Source organism: Streptomyces sp. NPDC050448 (assembly GCF_040655295.1).
GTDB lineage: Bacteria > Actinomycetota > Actinomycetes > Streptomycetales > Streptomycetaceae > Streptomyces.
This window is the reverse complement of record NZ_JBFAJR010000019.1, coordinates 69,445-87,607: the sequence shown is the minus strand read 5'-3', so window position 1 is coordinate 87,607 and position 18,163 is coordinate 69,445. Positions and strand designations below refer to the sequence as shown.

Annotated in this window: 13 protein-coding genes; 9 read left to right on the top strand and 4 right to left on the bottom strand. The window is 72.2% G+C overall.

The features are described 5' to 3' along the window. Window positions 1-194: 194 nt before the first annotated feature. From AB0I68_RS22580 to AB0I68_RS22565, 4 genes are all read left to right on the top strand, one after another. Complete coding sequence (locus AB0I68_RS22580) at window positions 195-929, top strand: winged helix-turn-helix domain-containing protein (RefSeq protein WP_363179137.1); 735 nt, start codon at window positions 195-197, stop codon at window positions 927-929. A gap of 68 nt (window positions 930-997) precedes the next feature. Next, on the top strand, window positions 998-1,960 hold the full coding sequence (locus AB0I68_RS22575) for a DMT family transporter (protein WP_363179136.1): 963 nt from the start codon (window positions 998-1,000) through the stop codon (window positions 1,958-1,960). Between the two features lie 30 nt (window positions 1,961-1,990). Continuing rightward, on the top strand, window positions 1,991-2,932 hold the full coding sequence (locus AB0I68_RS22570; protein ID WP_363179135.1) for an NAD-dependent epimerase/dehydratase family protein: 942 nt from the start codon (window positions 1,991-1,993) through the stop codon (window positions 2,930-2,932). 41 nt (window positions 2,933-2,973) lie between these two features. Next, the gene (locus AB0I68_RS22565) at window positions 2,974-6,465 is read left to right on the top strand and encodes an aminotransferase class I/II-fold pyridoxal phosphate-dependent enzyme (RefSeq protein WP_363179134.1); all 3,492 of its coding nucleotides are present in this window, start codon (window positions 2,974-2,976) and stop codon (window positions 6,463-6,465) included. 10 nt (window positions 6,466-6,475) lie between these two features. Here AB0I68_RS22565 and AB0I68_RS22560 read toward each other — a convergent pair whose 3' ends face one another. The 4 genes from AB0I68_RS22560 to AB0I68_RS22545 all read right to left on the bottom strand — a co-directional run bounded on the left by AB0I68_RS22560 (window position 6,476) and on the right by AB0I68_RS22545 (window position 9,666). After that, a complete protein-coding gene (locus AB0I68_RS22560; RefSeq protein WP_363179133.1) occupies window positions 6,476-7,057 on the bottom strand; it encodes a toxin in 582 nt (193 codons plus the stop codon). Next, a complete protein-coding gene (locus tag AB0I68_RS22555; RefSeq protein ID WP_363179132.1) occupies window positions 7,054-7,503 on the bottom strand; it encodes a helix-turn-helix domain-containing protein in 450 nt (149 codons plus the stop codon). Before AB0I68_RS22555 ends, AB0I68_RS22560 begins: the two co-directional genes overlap by 4 nt. Window positions 7,504-7,731: 228 nt before the next feature. After that, complete coding sequence (locus tag AB0I68_RS22550) at window positions 7,732-8,886, bottom strand: MAB_1171c family putative transporter (RefSeq protein ID WP_363179131.1); 1,155 nt, start codon at window positions 8,884-8,886, stop codon at window positions 7,732-7,734. 48 nt (window positions 8,887-8,934) lie between these two features. Beyond that, window positions 8,935-9,666 carry a WHG domain-containing protein gene (locus AB0I68_RS22545; RefSeq protein ID WP_363179130.1) on the bottom strand — a complete coding sequence of 244 codons (732 nt, stop codon included), beginning with the start codon at window positions 9,664-9,666 and terminating at the stop codon, window positions 8,935-8,937. Window positions 9,667-10,010: 344 nt separating this feature from the next. Here AB0I68_RS22545 and argG point away from each other — a divergent pair, with 344 nt between their 5' ends. The 5 genes from argG (at window position 10,011) to AB0I68_RS22520 (ending at window position 18,115) form a co-directional block, all read left to right on the top strand. Beyond that, entirely contained in the window at window positions 10,011-11,459 is a 1,449-nt protein-coding gene (gene argG / locus AB0I68_RS22540; protein WP_363179129.1) for an argininosuccinate synthase, read from the top strand. A 361-nt stretch (window positions 11,460-11,820) separates the two neighbouring features. After that, window positions 11,821-12,996: an epoxide hydrolase family protein gene (locus AB0I68_RS22535; RefSeq protein ID WP_363179128.1), complete on the top strand. Its 1,176-nt coding sequence runs from the start codon at window positions 11,821-11,823 to the stop codon at window positions 12,994-12,996. A 598-nt stretch (window positions 12,997-13,594) separates the two neighbouring features. After that, window positions 13,595-13,939 (top strand): hypothetical protein, encoded by a 345-nt coding sequence (locus AB0I68_RS22530; protein ID WP_363179127.1) that lies wholly within the window; start codon window positions 13,595-13,597, stop codon window positions 13,937-13,939. 4 nt (window positions 13,940-13,943) lie between these two features. Next, complete coding sequence (locus tag AB0I68_RS22525) at window positions 13,944-16,688, top strand: VWA domain-containing protein (RefSeq protein ID WP_363179126.1); 2,745 nt, start codon at window positions 13,944-13,946, stop codon at window positions 16,686-16,688. After that, window positions 16,685-18,115 (top strand): extracellular solute-binding protein, encoded by a 1,431-nt coding sequence (locus tag AB0I68_RS22520; RefSeq protein ID WP_363179125.1) that lies wholly within the window; start codon window positions 16,685-16,687, stop codon window positions 18,113-18,115. Before AB0I68_RS22525 ends, AB0I68_RS22520 begins: the two co-directional genes overlap by 4 nt. Window positions 18,116-18,163: the final 48 nt, after the last annotated feature.

Here is an 18,163-nt window from a genome sequence, read left to right as displayed (position 1 = left end):
GCCGACCCTAGTCGAAGCGTCCGGTCCGCCGTCCGTCGGCTGCCGCCTCCGCGTCCGGCGTGTACCGGTCCCGGCCGCAGAAGCCGGGTCCGAGGGGGAACCGGTGGCCCGTCCGGCTCCGCTCGCTCTTCACGGAGGGGTGGGGCAGCCACAATCATTCGTCGCTCACCGAACTCTTGCGGCATTCTGGAAGCATGAACGAACAGCATGCCGCACTGCCGGCGGACGGTGTCGCCCCCGCGGCGCGCCTCGCCGCCTTCGCCGCAGCGCTCGCCGACGAAACCCGGGCCGCCATCTGCATGACGCTGCTCGAGGGGCGTGCCTGGACCGCGGGTGAGCTGGCCCGGATCACCGCGGTCGCGCCGTCGACCGTCAGCGGCCATCTGACGCGCCTGCTCGATGCGGGCATCTGTGTCACCGAGCGGCAGGGCCGGCACAGCTACGTGCGGATCGCCGACGCCGCGACGGCCCGCCTCGTCGACGAGCTGGCCTCGTACGCGATCCCGGACCGGGACGCCGCTCACGCGGTACCCGTCGTGGCTGCGCCTGACCCGCTGGCCCGCGCCCGTACCTGCTACGACCACTTCGCGGGGCGGCTCGGCATGGCGGTGACCGACGCCATGGAGCGCCGCGGGCTGCTCCGCACGGAGGGCGTCTTCGAGCTGACCGGGGCCGGGCGCGAGTGGTGCGCCCGGGCCGGCGTCAGCCTCGTCCACGCGGGGCGCAGGCCGCTGGCGAGCTCCTGCCTGGACTGGACGGAACGGCGGCGTCACCTGGGCGGCCTCGCCGGGGCACGGCTGTGCGCGAGGGCGCTCGGCGAGGAGTGGGTGGTGCGGCCGGCGGGTGGCGGGCGGGCGCTGGAGGTGACCGCGGCCGGGGAAGGGGCCTTCGGTGACCTGCTGGGGATCGGCCCGGAGGCCTGGAGCTGAGCTCGAGGCGGCAGCAGGCGGCATATATTTCGGTGGACACCGAAGTGTTGTGCTCGTAGGTTGGGCGCATGAAGCCTCGCCTGCGTTCGATCCCGCCCGGCGCCCTCACGGTCGGCGCCGTCTCCTTCACCGTGTTCGCCTGGGCATCCGCCTTCGTGTCCATCCGCAGCGCCGGCTCCGCGTACTCGCCCGGGGCCCTGGCCCTCGGCCGGCTGCTGGCCGCCTCGCTGGTGCTCGCCGCCCTGCTCCTGATCCGTGGCCAAGGCCTGCCGCCGCGCGGAGCCTGGCGCGGAATCCTGCTGTCCGGTCTGGTGTGGTTCTGCGGCTACACGGTCGCGCTGAACTGGGGCGAACGGCTGGTCGACGCGGGTACGGCGGCCCTGCTCGTGAACACCGGGCCCATCCTCATGGCACTGCTCGCGGCCCGCCTGCTCGGCGAGGCACTGCCGCCACGCCTGCTGGCCGGCATGGCGGTCTCCTTCGTCGGAGCGGTGGTCGTCGGCCTGTCCATGTCGTCCGGTGGCGACGGCTCGACCTCGGTGCTCGGGGTCGTCCTGTGCCTGCTCGCGGCGGTGGCCTACGCCACCGGCGTGGTCGCGCAGAAGCCCGCGCTCTCCTTCGGGACCCCCCTGCAGATCACCGCCTACAGCTGCCTGACCGGGGCCGTGGCCTGCCTGCCCTTCACGGGGCAGCTGGTCGCGGAACTGCCGAGGGCGCCGGTCTCCGCGACGCTCAACATGGTCTACCTGGGCGTGGTGCCGACTGCTCTCGCCTTCACGACGTGGACCTACGCCCTGGCGCGCATGCCCGCCGGGAAGCTGGGCGCGACGACCTATGCCGTGCCGGCCATCGTCGTGCTGTTGAGCTGGGCCCTCTTGGGTGAAGTGCCTGCCTGGCTGGCCCTGCTGGGCGGCGTACTGTGCCTGGCCGGCGTGGCGGTGTCCCGGTTCCAGCCGCGTTCCCCGACGGACGCCGCGCCGAGTGAGCGGACTTCCGCCAGCGGTGGCCGACTTAGCGGAGACCGGACATGACCCAACAGGATCCCGCGCTAGTGTTCGCCCGTGAGCCTTCATGTCGTCATAGGATTCGGGCCCGCCGGGGCGGCCACAGCTCGACTGCTCGTCGAGAAGGGGCATTCGGTACGGGTCGTGACCAAGTCGGGCCGCAGCGCGGAGCCCGGCATCGAGCACCTTGCGTTGGACGCGACGGACAGCAGACGCCTGGCCGAGGCCGCGCAGGGCGCCTCCGCGATCTACAACTGCGCCGCACCTCCGTACCACCGCTGGGCCGCCGACTGGCCGCCACTGGCCTCGTCGGTCTGCGCGGCGGCCGAGGCGACCGGGGCCGTCCTGGTCATCCTGGGCAACCTCTACGGCTACGGTCCGGTGGACGGTCCCCTGACCGAGGAGCTGCCGCTGGCGGCGACCGGCCCCAAGGGGCGCGTGCGCGCCGCCGCTTGGGAGGAGGCGCGGAAGCTGCATGAAGCGGGCCGCATCAAGACGGTCGAGGTACGGGCATCGGACTTCTTCGGGCCCGGCGTGACCGACGGCGGGCACCTGGCCGCCCGGGTGATGCCTCCGCTGCTGCGCGGCAAGCCGGTCTCCACCCTCGGGGATCCGGACGCCCCGCACAGCTGGAGCTATCTCCCCGATGTCGCCCGGGCCCTGGTGGAGGTCGCCGGCGAGGAGCGGGCCCGGGGCAGGGCCTGGCACGTCCCGACGGAGCCCGCACGGTCCGTCCGGGAGATGGTGGGCCTGCTCGCCGCCCAGGCGGGAACGGGGCCGGTCGCGGTGCGCAGGCTGCCGCCCGCCGTGCTGGGCGTGGTGTCGCTCTTCTCGCCGCTGATCCGCGAACTGAAGGAGATCCGCTACCAGTTCGACCGCCCGTTCGTCCTCGACTCGAGCGCTTACGAAGCCGGGTTCGCGGTGCGGGCCACTCCCGTCGACGAGCAGGTCAAGGCCACGGTGGACTGGTGGCGTGAGCGGCTGGCCACCTCCCGGTGACATCTGCGACCGAGCAGGACCACGCAGGGGGTTCAGCGGGAGTGCGGCGCGATGACGTCGCGATCGTGGGGATGGCCTGCCGGTTTCCCGGGGCGCGCAATCTGAACCAGTACTGGCAGCTCCTCACGGCCCCGCAGGCGCAGTTCTCCACCATCCCGGACTCGCGGTGGCGCTCCGCCGCCTTTCTCAGCGACAACTTCCGCGATCCATCCTCCACGTACACGGACACGATGGCCCTGCTGCCGGACGTGGGCCACTTCGACGCGGTGCACTACGGCATTCCGCCCCGGCGGGCCAGGTCGATGGACCCTCAGCACCGGCTGCTGATCGACCTCGCCCGCGAGGCGATCCAGGACGCGGGGTGGGAGGCCGAGGGCTTCGACCGCGAAGAGACCTCCGTCATCACCTCGCTGACCGAGAGCGGCTACCGCGAGCTCAGCACCATGCAGATACGGATGCGTCAGCTGGCCGGTGGAGAGTTCGGGGCGCGGGCGGCCGACCCCCGGTGGCCGGAGACGGTCCGCGCGGTGGACGGGCTGCACGGCACGTCCGTGGCCGGGCTCCTGCTCAACATGGGGCCGAACACGATCAGTTCTGTCTTCGATCTGCACGGCGAGAGCTACGCACTGGACGCGGCGTGTTCCGGTGGACTCATGGCCGTGGCCAACGCGGTGTTCGCGCTGCGCGCGGGCCGCAGCCGCATCGCGCTCGCGGGCGGCGCCCAAATGATCCTCGCTCCCGACCTGTTGGTGGGACTGAGCCGGATCGGCGCCATCTCGCGCAGCGGCAGGTGCCTGCCGTTCGGTGCGGAGGCCGACGGCTTCGTCCTGGGGGAGGGCGCCGGGGTCCTGGTGCTGCGGCCCCTGGCCGATGCGCTGGAGGCCGGCGACCGGGTCTACGCGGTGATCCGGGGTGTGGGCACGGCCAATGACGGGACCGTGCAGGGCGGTATGCATCCCCAGGCGGCCGGTCAGCTGCGGGCGCTGCGCCGGGCCTACCGGGATGCGGGCCTGCCCCCGGATGCGGTGGGATACCTGGAGGCGCACGGCACCGGGACGACGGTCGGCGATCCCGTCGAGGTCGGTGTCCTGCGCGAACTGCGCGGTGAAGGGGGTGCGCCCGCGCCGGCCTACCTCGGTGCGGTGAAGGCGGTGGTGGGGCACTCGCTCAACGCCGCGGGGATAGCCGGGCTCGTCAAGACCGTTCTGGCCGTGCACCGGGGAGTGATACCGCCCCAGCCGGAGTTCGAGCTGGCCGACACTTCCGGGCTCGACGCCGCCCGGCTGACGATCCCGACGGCGGCGACCCCGTGGCCGGGGTCCGGGCGGCCGCGCCGTGCGGGGGTGAGCGCCTTCGGCTTCGGCGGCACCGGTGTCCATCTGGTGGTGGAGGAGTGCCCCACGGCACCGCCCCGTCCGGCGCCGGACGGGGAGGCGCATCTCCTGGTGCTGAGCGCCCGGGACAGGGCCGGACTGGCCCGTTACGCCCGGGAACTGGCACACACCATCGCCGGCGACCAGCCGCCGCTGGCCTGCGTGGCAGACACCCTGGCCCGCCGGGCCCCCTTCGCGGAGCGCCTCGCGCTGGTGGCACACGACAGCGCCGACGCCGTCACCAAGCTGACCGCGGCGGCCGAGGCCGTGGCGGCGGGCCGTACCGGGGAGCTCGGGCCGGGACAGGCGGCCGGCACGGTCGCTACCGTGCCACCAGGCGAGCCGGAGGAGGTCGAGGTGCCGGCGCCGGGTTCGCTGCCGGCCGCCGCACGCACGACCGCGCTGGGCCGGCTCGCGGTACGCGCGGTCACCGGCCCGGGGCTTCGTCCGGTGCGGGAGCGCACACCCCCGTGCACCCTGCCGCCGAGTCCACTCGCCCCGCGTCACCACTGGGTGGTGGACGAATCGGCTCGCGAGGTGGTGGCGGACCGGACCGGGCCGGTGGACTCGCCCGAGGAGACACCCGAGGAGACGCCCGAGGCGGTATGGGCCGGTGGTGCGTCCGCGGCGTCCATCGTGCTGGAAGCGGTGTCGCGGACCGGCGTCTTCCCCCTCTCGGACCTGAGCGCCCGGATGACGCTGACGACCGATCTCGGCTTCGACTCGCTGATGTTGCAGGAGCTGGAGGTCATCATCGGCCAGCGGGTGCCGGGCTTCTCCACCGAGGAGATGTTCTCGCCCGGGCTCACGGTCGAGCGGCTGATCGGGCTGGTCGGTCCGCAGCTCACGGAGCAGCCGCCCGGAGAGCTCCTGCCCCGGCAGACGCGGGCGGACCGGGTCCGGCCGGCGCCCGATGAGCCCCTGCCCCGGGAGACGGGGGCCGACTGGAGTGCCGCCACCGCGTGCGTCGATGACTTCCCGGAGGTGCGGCAGTTCGAGGAGCGCGTGAGCTCGATCGCCGCCGGAGGTGCGGACTTCCCGTACTTCCGGGTCCACGAGGGCAACATCCGCGACACGACCGTGATCGGCGGCCGGGCGTACCTGTCCTTCGGCAGCTACAACTACCTGGGCCTCTCCGGTCATCCGGCGGTCAGCGAGGCCGCGCACCAGGCGGTGGACCGGTACGGGACCTCCGTCTCCGCGAGCCGGATGCTCTCCGGCGAACGGGATCTGACCGTACGGCTGGAACGGGCACTCGCCGAGTTCCTCGGCGTCGGGGACTGCCTGGCACTGGTGAGCGGGCACGCCACCAATGTCACCGCGATAGGACACCTCGTCGGGGCCGGGGACCTCGTGATCCACGATGCGCTCGCCCACGACAGCATCCTTCAGGGCTGCGCGCTGTCCGGGGCGGCGCGGCGTCCCTTCGCCCACAACGACATGGGCCGGCTGGAACACATGCTGCGCGTCAACCGGTCCCGGTTCAGACGGGTCCTGATCGCCGTCGAGGGCGCCTACAGCATGGACGGCGACCTGGTCGACCTGCCCGCCGTGATCGAGCTGAAGAGACGTTACGGCGCCCTGCTGATGGTCGATGAGGCGCACAGCATCGGCACCGTGGGCGAGCGCGGGCGCGGCGTCGGCGAGTTCTACGGCGTCGACCGGTCCGGCGTGGATCTGTGGATGGGTACCCTCTCCAAGTCCTTTGCCAGCTGCGGAGGTTACCTGGGCGGCTCGGCGCGGATGGTGCGATGGCTTCGGCATACGCTGCCCGGCTTCGTCTACAGCGTCGGGCTGACTCCGGCCAATGCGGCCGCGGCGCTGGCCGCGACCGAGCTGGTCGCCGCGGAACCGCAGCGGGTGCGTGCGCTCCAGCGGAACGCGGCGCTGTTCGTCGGCCTGGCGGCCTCGGCCGGTCTGGCGACGGGCACCAGTGCCCACACACCGATCGTGCCGTGCGTCCTGGGCGACTCTGCGAGGACCCTGCGCGTGGCGGACCGGCTGTTCGACCGGGGTGTCATCGCCGATCCGATCTTCCACCCCGCGGTGGAGGAGGGGCTCGCGAGGCTGCGGTTCTTCGTCACCAGCGAACACACCGAGGACGACATCCGGCGGGCCGTGTCAGTGCTGGCCGAGGAGGTGGCAGCCGCCCGGGGGTGAGTGACCCACGTCAGAACAGGGTGCGTTCGATGCGGCTGAGCATTTCGGTCTCTCCGGATGCCCCGCTGTCGGAGGCCTCGGCCGAGGCCGGGGGTGAGCCGTGGCGTTCCTCGGCGCTGCTCATCCGCTGGGAGAGCAGATAGGCGATGACCTCCGCTTCCTGTTCCTGCACGTCGTCGTACGTCGCGCGCAGGAGCATGTCACGTACGAGGTCGGGGTCGAGGTTGGGGAAGAGGATGCGGGAGCTCGCCTCGTCCAGCAAGCCCGCCCCGCGGTGGCAGCAGATGATGTGGCCCAGCTCGTGCAAGATGATGTGCTCCTGATGCGCGCTGGTCGTGTTGGCGTCGTAGAAGATGAGGTCCTCGTCGCGTGCGGCGACCCACATCCCGCACGGCTGCGACGCGGGCATCGGCATGGGGACGAGCGTGATGGGGCGGTTGCGGATCTCGCCGAGGTAGCGGCAGAGTTCGGCCACATCGGCTCCCTCCGGCAGGTCGAGTTCGGCGATTCGCCGCGCGCCGTCCTTCCGGAGCCTCTTGAGCTGGCTGCGGCGGTCCTGGTCGGCCGACCGCCCCTTCCCGGGGACCCTCACTCCGGGTCCGAGGGGTCCGCAGGGTCGGTGACGGGAGGGAGGCCCTGCATCTGCCGGTACTGGTCCATGATGGCCGTGACGGCCTGGAGGTTTTCCTTCTTCATGCCGGCCGCGCGCATCGCCACGGAGCGGACTCCTGCCTGTCGCAGGGCCTCGATGGCGGCGACCTCGCCGAGTACCGACTCGGCGACCTTGTCGTCGAAGAAGTAGGCGACCGATACGCCGAAGAAGCGGGCGAGGGCGGCGAGCAGGTCCGGCGAGGGGTTGGAGCGTTTGCCCGTCCGCAGCTGCGACAGGTACACGCCGCCGGCCTTGATCTCGGGGTTGGCCCGCTTCAGTTCCTCCGCCACCTCGGCATTGGTCCAGTGCTTGCCCTTGGGGCGAAGCGTCTTGAAGAGGTTGTCCAGACGCACTGCCAGCACGGGCCGGTCGTCAGTCTCCGACACTGTGCATCTCCCTTCCGCCACCTCCTCGACATTGCTCTCAGCTATCCGCCAGTTTTGCAGATTAGCGGCCAGTTGACAATCTGCACGGATTCCGCCACCGTGGACCCCGCCGATAGCTGTCAGCTAACTTCGCTTACGGGGGTAGCCGAGTGAGCTGCCAGTCGCGTCGGCCCGGTCAGGGCCGGCCCTCGGGGGATGGGGCCGGCCCTGGCGGGTGATCCCGGCCGCTCAACCGATCTTGCGGTAGACGGATGCGACCTGGGTGAGCCAGGCGACCTCGGCGGTGAAGTTGTCCGTGTCGCGGTCTTCGAAGTCGCCCGCGTCCTTGCTGTCGGCGGGGATCGTACCGGCGCGCTTGGCGTGCAGGGCCTGCCGGATCTGGGCCGCTTCGGCGAAGGCCTGGCGGGACTCCTTGCCCGCCCCGGCCTCCGAACCGCCGATCCCGGCGCCGGGGGCGGAGCGGTCGATGTACGGGCGCAAGTCCCGCCACCCGTCCCGTATTTCGATGACCCGCCGGTGCAGGCGGTAGTTGAGATCGGAGACCGAGGCCGACCCGGGCGGCTCCAGGACGATGTCCGGCGAGGACTCGTACAGGTCCCGCCAGAGCGGGTAGAGAGCCCGGTAGGAGCGGTAACTGCGCACCCATTCCAGCAGTTTGGCCGCCGAGGCCTCCCAGGAGGAAATGGTCAGGCTCAGCGAGATCATGACGATGCCCGCTGCGCTGAAGACGGAGGCGGCGACCTGCCAGACGCCGATGTCGATCCCCCACGCGGCGGTCAGGATGTTCACCGTCCGGCACGCGCAGTAGAGGAACAGGACCACCGCGGCGACGGAGAGCAGCCGCAGGGCCTGCCGCAGCGAGGCCTTGCCCGTCATGCGGGCGTAGGGGCCGCACTGGCGGAAGATGGTGACGCACGGAACCGCCTGGGAGACGATGAAGACCAGGAGGTACGTGAGGACCAGTGGTTGGCCGCTGCCGGTGTTGAAGTCCGACGCCGGCCGGCCGGGGCCGTCGGCGATGAAGAAGAGCGCCGTCAGAAGCGCGCTGAGCGCGATGCCGGTGATCAGCCAGTACCGGGCCTTGCGTGCGGCCTCCTCGGACGCGGTCGCCCAGCGCAGCAGGATGATCTGCGCGCTGACACAGAAGGCGACCGCGGAAACGTGCATCACCAGGATGGCGAGGTTCCCGACGCCCAGGAAGCTCTTGCCCCCCATGGCGACGGCGCCCATCGTGAAGGTGAGGCACTGGAGCAGCAGAGTGATCACCAGAGCGCGGTAGGCGTTGTCCCGCCAGCTGCGCCCCACTTGGCACAGCCGGTAGACGAGCGCGGCGTACGACGAGAGCGCCGCGATGACGAAACAGAGGGTTCTAGTGGTGTTCACGGCCTGATTCCCCGCCGGTGCCGGGTACGCGGCAGCGGTCTGGTCGGTCTATTCGGTGGGGGTGTTCTCGTCCAGAGGGACCGTCAGCCCGATGCTTTCGGCGGCCACGGCGATGGCGAAGTCGAAGTACGCGGACTGGTCCCGGACACTGTCGTGGGTACGGCTGAACACCTGGAACACCAGGAGCCCGATGAGATTGCTCCACAGGACGATGCCGCGCTCGATGAGGTCCGAGAAGGGGGCCTCGGGTGCACCGCCGAAGAGTTCCACGGCCTCCGGCAGGAGCAGCGGCGGCCCGGGCACCGCCCGCCGGGGCGGGGTGAGCTCACCGGCCATCAGCGCGGAACGTACGATGCCGGCCAGCACGGCGGGGGTGCGCGAGGCGGCCGGGACGGTGTCCTGCGGGGCGTGGTAGCCCGGGACGGGGGAGCCGTAGATCAGGGTGAACTCGGCGGAGTTGTCGAAGGACCACTTCCGCAGTGCGCGCGTCACCGCGAGGAGCCGCGCGCCGGCCGTCGCATCGGCGGCGCCCGCGGCCTGGTCGGCCTGCTCCATCGCGGCGGCGGAGTCGTTGTAGGCGTCGATGACCAGGGCGGTCAGCAGGTCGTCCCGGTGCGGGAAGACGCCTTCCACATCGGTGACGGCGAGACCGCTGCCCTCGGCAACGGCATCCAGGGACAGCCCCCCGGCGCCCAGTTTCACCAGGAGTTGGCGGGCGGTGGCCTTGATGACCGCCGACGGCGTGGAGTTCTCATCGGTAGCGCTTGTGGAAAAATCCATGGCCAAACCGTACCCGTCGGCTACCACGGCCCTGGGTCCATTCGCCCGAGCACCTCGGAAACCCGCTGTGATCCCGGCCATACACCCGCGAGTTCCGGATAGTTGGCTCAAAGTGTCCTGCCCGAGCGCGGCGCGAGCGGTACACCGTGCGCGGCCGCCCCGGCCGCCCCGGCCGCAGCGCCGGCTCCCCATGGCGGATCATCCCGGCGTCGCGTCGTCACCCCGTTTTTTCCTTTCCGCGTACCGGAGCGGCGGCGCGGTCGGTTCGCTCCGCCCTGGTCGCGATTCCGCGGGGGGATCATGCCCCGGTTGCATAGACATGCGATTAAGTGCATACTCTTCCCATGTCTAAGGTTCTCACCTCCCTGCCCACCGGCGAGCGCGTCGGCATCGCCTTCTCGGGCGGCCTCGACACCTCCGTCGCGGTCGCGTGGATGCGCGACAAGGGTGCCGTCCCGTGCACCTACACCGCTGACATCGGCCAGTACGACGAGCCCGACATCGCCTCGGTGCCCGGCCGTGCGAAGGCCTACGGTGCCGAGATCGCGCGCCTGGTCGACTGCCGGGCGGCGCTGGTCGAGGAGGGCCTTGCCGCGCTCGCCTGCGGCGCGTTCCACATCCGCTCGGGCGGCCGTGCCTATTTCAACACCACGCCGCTCGGCCGCGCCGTCACCGGCACCCTGCTGGTCCGGGCGATGCTCGAGGACGACGTACAGATCTGGGGCGACGGCTCGACGTTCAAGGGCAACGACATCGAGCGGTTCTACCGCTACGGCCTGCTCGCCAACCCCCACCTGCGCATCTACAAGCCGTGGCTCGACGCCGACTTCGTCACCGAGCTCGGCGGCCGCAAGGAGATGTCCGAGTGGCTGGTCGCGCATGAGCTGCCGTACCGCGACAGCACGGAGAAGGCGTACTCGACCGACGCCAACATCTGGGGCGCCACCCACGAGGCCAAGACGCTGGAGCACCTCGACACCGGCGTGGAGACCGTGCAGCCGATCATGGGCGTGCGGTTCTGGGACCCCTCGGTCGAGATCGCCGCCGAGGACGTCACGATCGGCTTCGACCAGGGCCGCCCGGTGACGATCAACGGCAAGGAGTTCGCCTCCCCGGTCGACCTGGTGATGGAGGCCAACGCGATCGGCGGCCGCCACGGCATGGGCATGTCGGACCAGATCGAGAACCGGATCATCGAGGCGAAGAGCCGCGGCATCTACGAGGCACCCGGCATGGCGCTGCTGCACGCCGTGTACGAGCGCCTCGTCAACGCGATCCACAACGAGGACACCCTCGCGCACTACCACAACGAGGGACGGCGTCTCGGGCGGCTCATGTACGAGGGCCGCTGGCTGGACCCGCAGGCGCTGATGGTCCGCGAGTCGCTGCAGCGCTGGGTCGGCTCGGCGGTCACCGGCGAGGTGACCCTGCGGCTGCGGCGCGGTGAGGACTACTCGATCCTGAACACCACCGGCCCGGCCTTCAGCTACCACCCGGACAAGCTGTCGATGGAGCGGACCGAGGACTCGGCGTTCGGCCCGGTGGACCGGATCGGCCAGCTCACCATGCGCAACCTCGACATCGCCGACTCGCGCGCCAGGCTCGAGCAGTACGCCGGCCTCGGCATCGTCGGCACCGCCCACCCCGAGCTGGTCGGCGCCGCCCAGGCGGCGGCGACCGGTCTGATCGGCGCGATGCCCGAGGGCGGCGCCGAGGCCATCGCCTCCCGTGGCGAGGTCTCCGGCGACGACGAGCTGCTGGACCGCGCCGCGATGGAGTCCGGCACCGACTGACCGATGCGCGGCTGACCGATGCGCGGCTGACCGATGCGCGGCTGACCGATGCGCCGGCTGACCGGCGCGCCGGCTGACCGGTGCGCCGGCCCGCTCGGGCCGGGAGCGGAGCAGCCGAGCCCGGTCGCAGCCGGGAGACCAGAGCCTCGGGCGGTTCACCGCGGTGCCGACGCGCGAACCGCCCGAGGCGATCACCGCGGCTTGGGCGACGGCGTCCCCGACCCTGCCGGACGGGCTGCGCCGCGCGAACCAGCCGCGGAATCCCGGTCCCCGGGCCGGGTTCCCCGCCGCCGCCGGCAGGCTCGGGCAGGTGCTCGGCGCGTTCGCGGAAACGCGCGGCGCGGCCTCTAGGATGCGTCCCATGCCGGACGCCTCTCCCCGCCCCGAGCCGTTCACCCCGCAGACCGCCCCCGCGGCGCTCGAGGACCTCCGCGCGCGGCTGCGCGCGACGCGTTGGCCGGACGTGCCCGAGGACGCCGGCTGGTCGCTCGGGACCGACCTCGGCTACCTGCGCGAGCTCGTCGCCTACTGGGCGGACGGGTTCGACTGGCCGGCGCAGGAGGCGGCGCTCGCCCGGTTCCCGCACTTCCGTGTCCCGCTCGGCGGCCTCGGGATCCACTTCGTGCACGTCCGGGCCACCGCGCCGACCGGTCCCGTCCTGCCGCTGGTGCTCAGCCACGGCTGGCCGGACTCGTTCTGGCGCTACGCGAAGGTCATCCCGCTGCTCACCGACCCCGGCGCGCACGGCGCCGATCCCGCCGACGCGTTCGACGTGGTCGTGCCCGACATGCCGGGCTACGGGTACTCCGACCGTCCCACCGGCCCGCCCCCCGACGCGATCGCCGTCGCCGGCCTGTGGGCCGAGCTCATGGGCGTCCTCGGCCATGCGCGGTTCGGCGCGGCGGGCGGGGACGTCGGCAGTCACGTGACCCGCTACCTCGGGCTCGACCACCCCGACCGGGTCGTGGCCGTCCACCGCACCGACGCGGGCCTGCCCCGCTTCACCGGCGATCCGGCGGAGCTCGCGCCCGAGGAGCGCGCCTGGCTCGAGAGCGCCGCGGCCTGGGGCGCGACCGAGGGCGCCTACGCCGCGTTGCACCGTACGAAGCCCCAGACCGCCGCCTTCGGGCTCACCGACTCGCCGGCCGGGCTCGCCGCGTGGATCGTGGAGAAGCTCCGGGCGTGGAGCGACTGCGACGGCGACATCGAGCGGAGCTTCACGAAGGACGAGATCCTCACGAACATCACGCTCTACTGGCTCACGGGGACGATCGGCTCGTCGATGCGCATGTACCGCGCGAACGCCGCGATCCCGCCCGCGCAACACGCCCGCCGGGTCGAGGTGCCGTCCGGCTTCTCGCTCTTCCCCGGCGACGTGGTCCGCCCGCCCCGGGCGTGGCTCGACCGGACGGCGAACGTCGTGCGCGTGACCGAGCCCGCGCGCGGCGGGCACTTCGCGGCGTTCGAGGAGCCCGAGCTCTACGCGGCGGAACTGCGTGAGTTCTTCCGCCCCTACCGTGCGGCGGTGACGGGCTGAAGGCGCCGGCGGGTGCGGCGCGGCAGGTCGCCATCGCTTGCATGCCGTCGGCGAAGCCGCCGTCGGTGCCGTGATGTGGTCGCCCTGCACCGCAGGCGTCAGCGTGCCCGCGATGCGGCCCGGCGCCCCGGTCGGCTCGCAGCCGGGGCGGTCCCGCACTGCCGCGTACGCCGCTCCGGTGACGGTCCGCGTCGACGCGTACAGGCGCCCCGGCGGCGGGCCGCCGGCGGGTGGTGAGGAATCCGTCCACCGGCGACGGGAGTCCGTCCGGACAGGTTTCCTCGGCGGTCAGCGGCGCCCGGCGGTCCCCGTCCCGCGTCGGCCGGGGAGGCCCACCCGGGTCGGCATCGGACGGCCCGGTCCGGTGTGTGCGCGATGGTGGCCGCCGGGCCGCGCCGACCGTCGGCCGACCGGCGCGGCCGGGCCGTACGCCAGGCCCGGCTGCCACCGGGGGGGCTCGGCGGAACCCGGAGTCCGCCACCACGTCCTTCGTCCAGGCTGCGGGCCTGCGCCGGGGTGTGATCCCGTTCGCGGCCAAAGGGTGCCCCTCCGGCCAACTCCCATGTCATGATGCTGAGTTGTGGCTAAGGGGGAGGCTATGGCGAATACTGCCATCCGCGTGCGCCTGACACGGGGTGCGAGCGAGAGCGACACGGGGGCGCTGAAGGCCTGGCTCGAGCGGGAGCAGAAGCTCGAAGAGCTCAGGAACAGCGGCAGGCTGGAGATCCAGGAACGCGCGGGGACGGAGGCCGGGCCCGCCAGCCCGATGGGGGCCGGGATGGAGATCATGCTGGTGCTCATCGGAGCCGGCGCCCCCAAGTTATTCGATGAAGTGTTCGAGCAAGTGAAGAGCGGGGTCCGCGCGTGGCGGGAGAACCGCCGTTTCGTGGAACGCGGCGAACCTCCAGAGGTCGAGGTCGCGCCGGAGAGCGACGGGAGATAGCCCGGTGACGCGCTTCGACCCGCGCGGGAAAGCGAACCGGGCGCTGCTCGTCGGAGTTCCCGATTACGACCTCAAGCAGCCCGAACACCCCTTCGGCGTGTCGGGCGACCTCAAGGCGGTCGAGCACAACCTCGCCGGACTGGAACGGGCGCTCCGCACGGGCGGGGTGTTCGCCGAGGACGGGATCACCATCGCCCGGCCGCACACCGTGGACGAGTTCGACCGGCAGCTGGACACCGCGGTCGAGGCGGCCGAAGGGCTGCTCCTGCTCTACTTCTCCGGCCACGGCGCCGTGCCCAGTACGGGTGACGAGCTCTGGCTGCTGATGGGGCGGGCCACGATCGTCCCGGGCGACGAGTCCGTGTTCCGCAGCGCCGCGCCCTGGAAGAGCGTTCTCACCGTGCTGTCCCGCACCAGAGCGGAGCACGCGGTCGTCATCCTCGACTGCTGCTTCGCGGGTAACGCCTCGGCGGCGTGGGACGCGCTCGGCACCGCCCAGCGGCAGCGGACTTCGCTGCTGATGAGCGTCCAGGCCAACAACCGCATCGATGCGGGCGACGACGCCTCACCCACGCCGTTCACCGCTCAACTCGTGCGGTTCCTGCACGACGGCCTTCCCGGACAGGGCGGGGAGGTCGGTTTCGACGCACTGGCCGACCGGCTCAGAGTCCACATGTCCGCGCACCACACGACGCTGCGCGAGCCCCCCGAGCCGTGGGAGCCGCAGAGCCGCTCGGCCACCTCGGGCGCCGACGTGCTGCTCGCCGCCCCTCCCGTCCGCTCGCCGGGCGCGCCCTCGCAGGGGCCCTCCGTCGCCCCGGGCGGGGTCGACGGCGGGCGGCCCTCGCCGCAATCGGCAGGCGCGCCGAGCGGCTTGCGGGCTCCCGAAGGCCAAGACCCCGCCCCCGCTCGAGGATCCGGCCGGCGCGGCAGGCTCGGTGCCCTCACCGGCCGGAGGCTCGCGGCCGTCATCGGCGTGCCCGTGGCGATCGCCGGCCTCGTCGTCACCGGCCTCGCGGTGCTCGGGGACAGCGCCCCCTGCAAGCCACCGCTCGAACTGCGGCTGCTCACCGACCCCGATCTCGAGCCCACCGTCCGCAAGGCGGCGGAGGCGTACCTGATGTCGGGGGAGAACGGGACGGAAGACGGGTGCAGGCGCGCCGGCATCACCGTCTACAGCGCCGGAGCCGCTGCCGCCGTCACCGCGCTCAACCGGCAGTCCGACCCGTGGCAGCGGCCGACGGGCGACGACACCAATCCGCAGCGCGACATCGGCCCGCAGCCGGACATCTGGATCCCGGCCGCGTTCGCGAGCATCGACCGGGCCCGTTCCGCTTCCAGCGAGCGGAGCTACGCCGCACTGGAGGCCGATCCCGAGCCTTTCGCGTACTCGCCGGTCGTGCTCGCCGTACCGCAGAACCTGTCGGCGGAGGCGGTCGCCGACCGGGTGGGGGGTCTCGCGGCCTTGAGGGAGGCGCTCAAGAAGCGCGATCCGAAGGCCGAAGTGCGGCGCACGGACCCGGAGAACACCGATGCCGGCCTGCTCGCGACCGTCGGCCTGTACGGCACGGGAGCGCCCGACCCGGCCGCTGCCGAACACGGCGTGGCCCAGACGGGGCCGCCCTCGAGAACCGGCGGGGACCTGCTGTGCACCCTGCCCGAAGACGACGCCGTGGACGAGCGCACCACCGCCCTGGTGCCGGAGTTCCTGCTCAGGACCGGAGTGGGCTGCGACAGTGCGACGCGGGCCCGCCGGATGGCCGAGTACCCCGTCGACGTCCCGGGCCTCGGCCCGACGTTCGTCCGGGTGCGCTGGCGGGGCGCCGACCGGGACCAGGCTGCGCGGGACAGCGCCGTGGAGAGGTTCCACGCGTGGCTGACCGGTAGGCACGCGGCCGGGGCGAAGGACGCGACGACGCCCCCGTCAGCTGCCCGGGGCGGACTCGCCGTATTCGGGAAGGACGGCTTCCGCAGCGCATCGGGCGGTCACCGGCCCCTCGGCAACGGCACCGAACCCTCCGCCGGCAACGGCACCGGCACAGGCGCCGAAACCGGCGTCGTCTTCAGCGACTTCGGGGCCCTGGACGACCCCGGCCCGCTCACCGGCCCCGCCCTCCCGTCCGCGATGAACGCGGCGCTGAAGGGGTACCGGGAGGCCAACGGGCCGGGCCGGGTGCTCTTCCTGCTCGACTCGTCCGGGTCCATGGGCAGCCTGTGGGAGGGCCCCGGCGGCGCGCCCGGCATCATCGGCCAGTCCCTCGCCGGGCTCGGCGACCAGGACGAATACGGCGTCTGGGCGGTCGCCACCGAACCGGCCGGCTCCCGCGCGTACAGCGAAGTGCTGTCGTTCGGCAAGCACCGGCGCGAGGAGGCCCAGCGCACCATCAACGCCAACGCGCAGGTCAAGGACCTGGAGGCCGACCCCTACCAGGCGCTGGTCGCGGCCCTGGACGACATGAGGCGGCGCGGTGCCGACGACCACCGTCCGCAGCTGATCGTCTACCTCACGGATGACGAGGACAACAACCGGCTGACCGAGGGCGGCCGGCTCAGTGATCTGCTCCTCTCCGCGCGGGACAAGAAGATTCCGGTGGTCATGGCATCCCTGGACAGCGGCGGCTGCGACAAGGGCAAACCGGACGCTGCCGTCTCCGAGGCGAGCGGCGGCCGCTGCCTGGACACCAAGAGCGATCTCGTCGCCCGGTTGCGGGACGAGGTCGCCAGGACCGGAACGGGGGATGAAGGATGAGGCACGGGCCCGTATGGCGCGGCGCGTCCGCGATGCTCCTCGTCCTGCTGCTGGCCGCAGGGTGCGACTCCGGCGACTCCGGCGACTCCGGCGGAGCCGGTGGCGAGCAGTCCGGCGCTGCGGGCGCGGCCGACCTCCCGGGCGACATCGTGCTGGCCAGCGGCCGGGACGTGACCGGCAAGGGCGGCATCCGCCAGCAGCTGATCGAGGAGTGGAACCGGGAGCAGGAGCGCAAGGGCTCCGGCCACCGGGCCCGGCTGGTCGAGCTGCCCGGCTCGGCGGACCAGCAGCGCAGCCAGCTGCTCGGCGCACTGCAGTCCGGCAGCGCCGAGTACGACGTCGTCAACCTCGACGTGACCTGGGTGCCGGAGTTCGCCGCCGCGCGTCTCGTCCAGCAGCTCCCGGACAAGCTGGTCGACTCCGATGTCATCGAGTCCGTCGCCGCCACCGCCCGCTGGGAGGACAAGCTGTATGCCGTCCCCTTCAACAGTGACGTCGGGCTGCTCTTCTACCGCCGCGACTACCTGAAGAGCGCGGGCGTCACGGACACCGACCTCGACCAGGGCATCGGCAGCTGGCCCGTCGTCCAGCGGCTGATCGGCGCGCTCGACGCCGCGCGCAAGAAACTGCCCGACGCCTACGAGAAGGGCTGGACCTCGCAGCTCGACGCGTCGTACGAAGGACTCACCGTCAACGGCATCGAGGCCTTCGCCTCCGCTTCCGACGGATTCACCCTCACCGACAAGCAGGGCCGCTACGCCGGTTCCGTGGACGATCTGAAGGCGGGGCTGGACGAGCTGCGCAATCGCACCGAGGCGGCCTACACCCTGCCGGACGCCGCTCACTCCGACGAGGCGGACACGCTCACCGACTTCGCGGGCGGCCGCACCGGCTTCCTCCGCCACTGGCCGTACGCCTACCGCACGCTCCACCAGTCCCTGCCCGAGCAGAATCTCGGAGTGGCCCCGCTGCCCGGCAGAGCGGTGCTGGGCGGCCAGAACCTGGCCGTGGCCAAGCGGTCGCAGCGGAGCGTCGCCGCCGGGCAGCTCATCGAGTTCCTCACCAGCAAGGAGAACGAACGCTGCCTGCTCGACGCGGGGTTCGCGGCCACCCGGTTCTCCGCGTACGAGGACGACAAGCTGACCTGCAAGGCGGTGAAGCCACCCGGTCAGGCCACCGCGTCCCCGACGAGCGAGCGCACCGACCGGATGCCACGGGACACGTACGGCCGCCCCGGATACGCGCGCGGCACCCTGCTGCCCGCACTGAAGAACGCCGTCCAGCGACCGCGCACCCCGCTCTACGGTGCCTTCAGCCAGACGTTCACCGCCGAACTGGCCCGGCTCCAGGGCGACAAGCCGCCCTCCGATGCGCAACTCGCCAAGGATCTGCACGAACAACTGAAGAAGGCCCTGCCCCCGGGGTAATCCACACTCGATGCCCCAGGGCCGTGGGTTCGGGCCGCCGCAGCACAC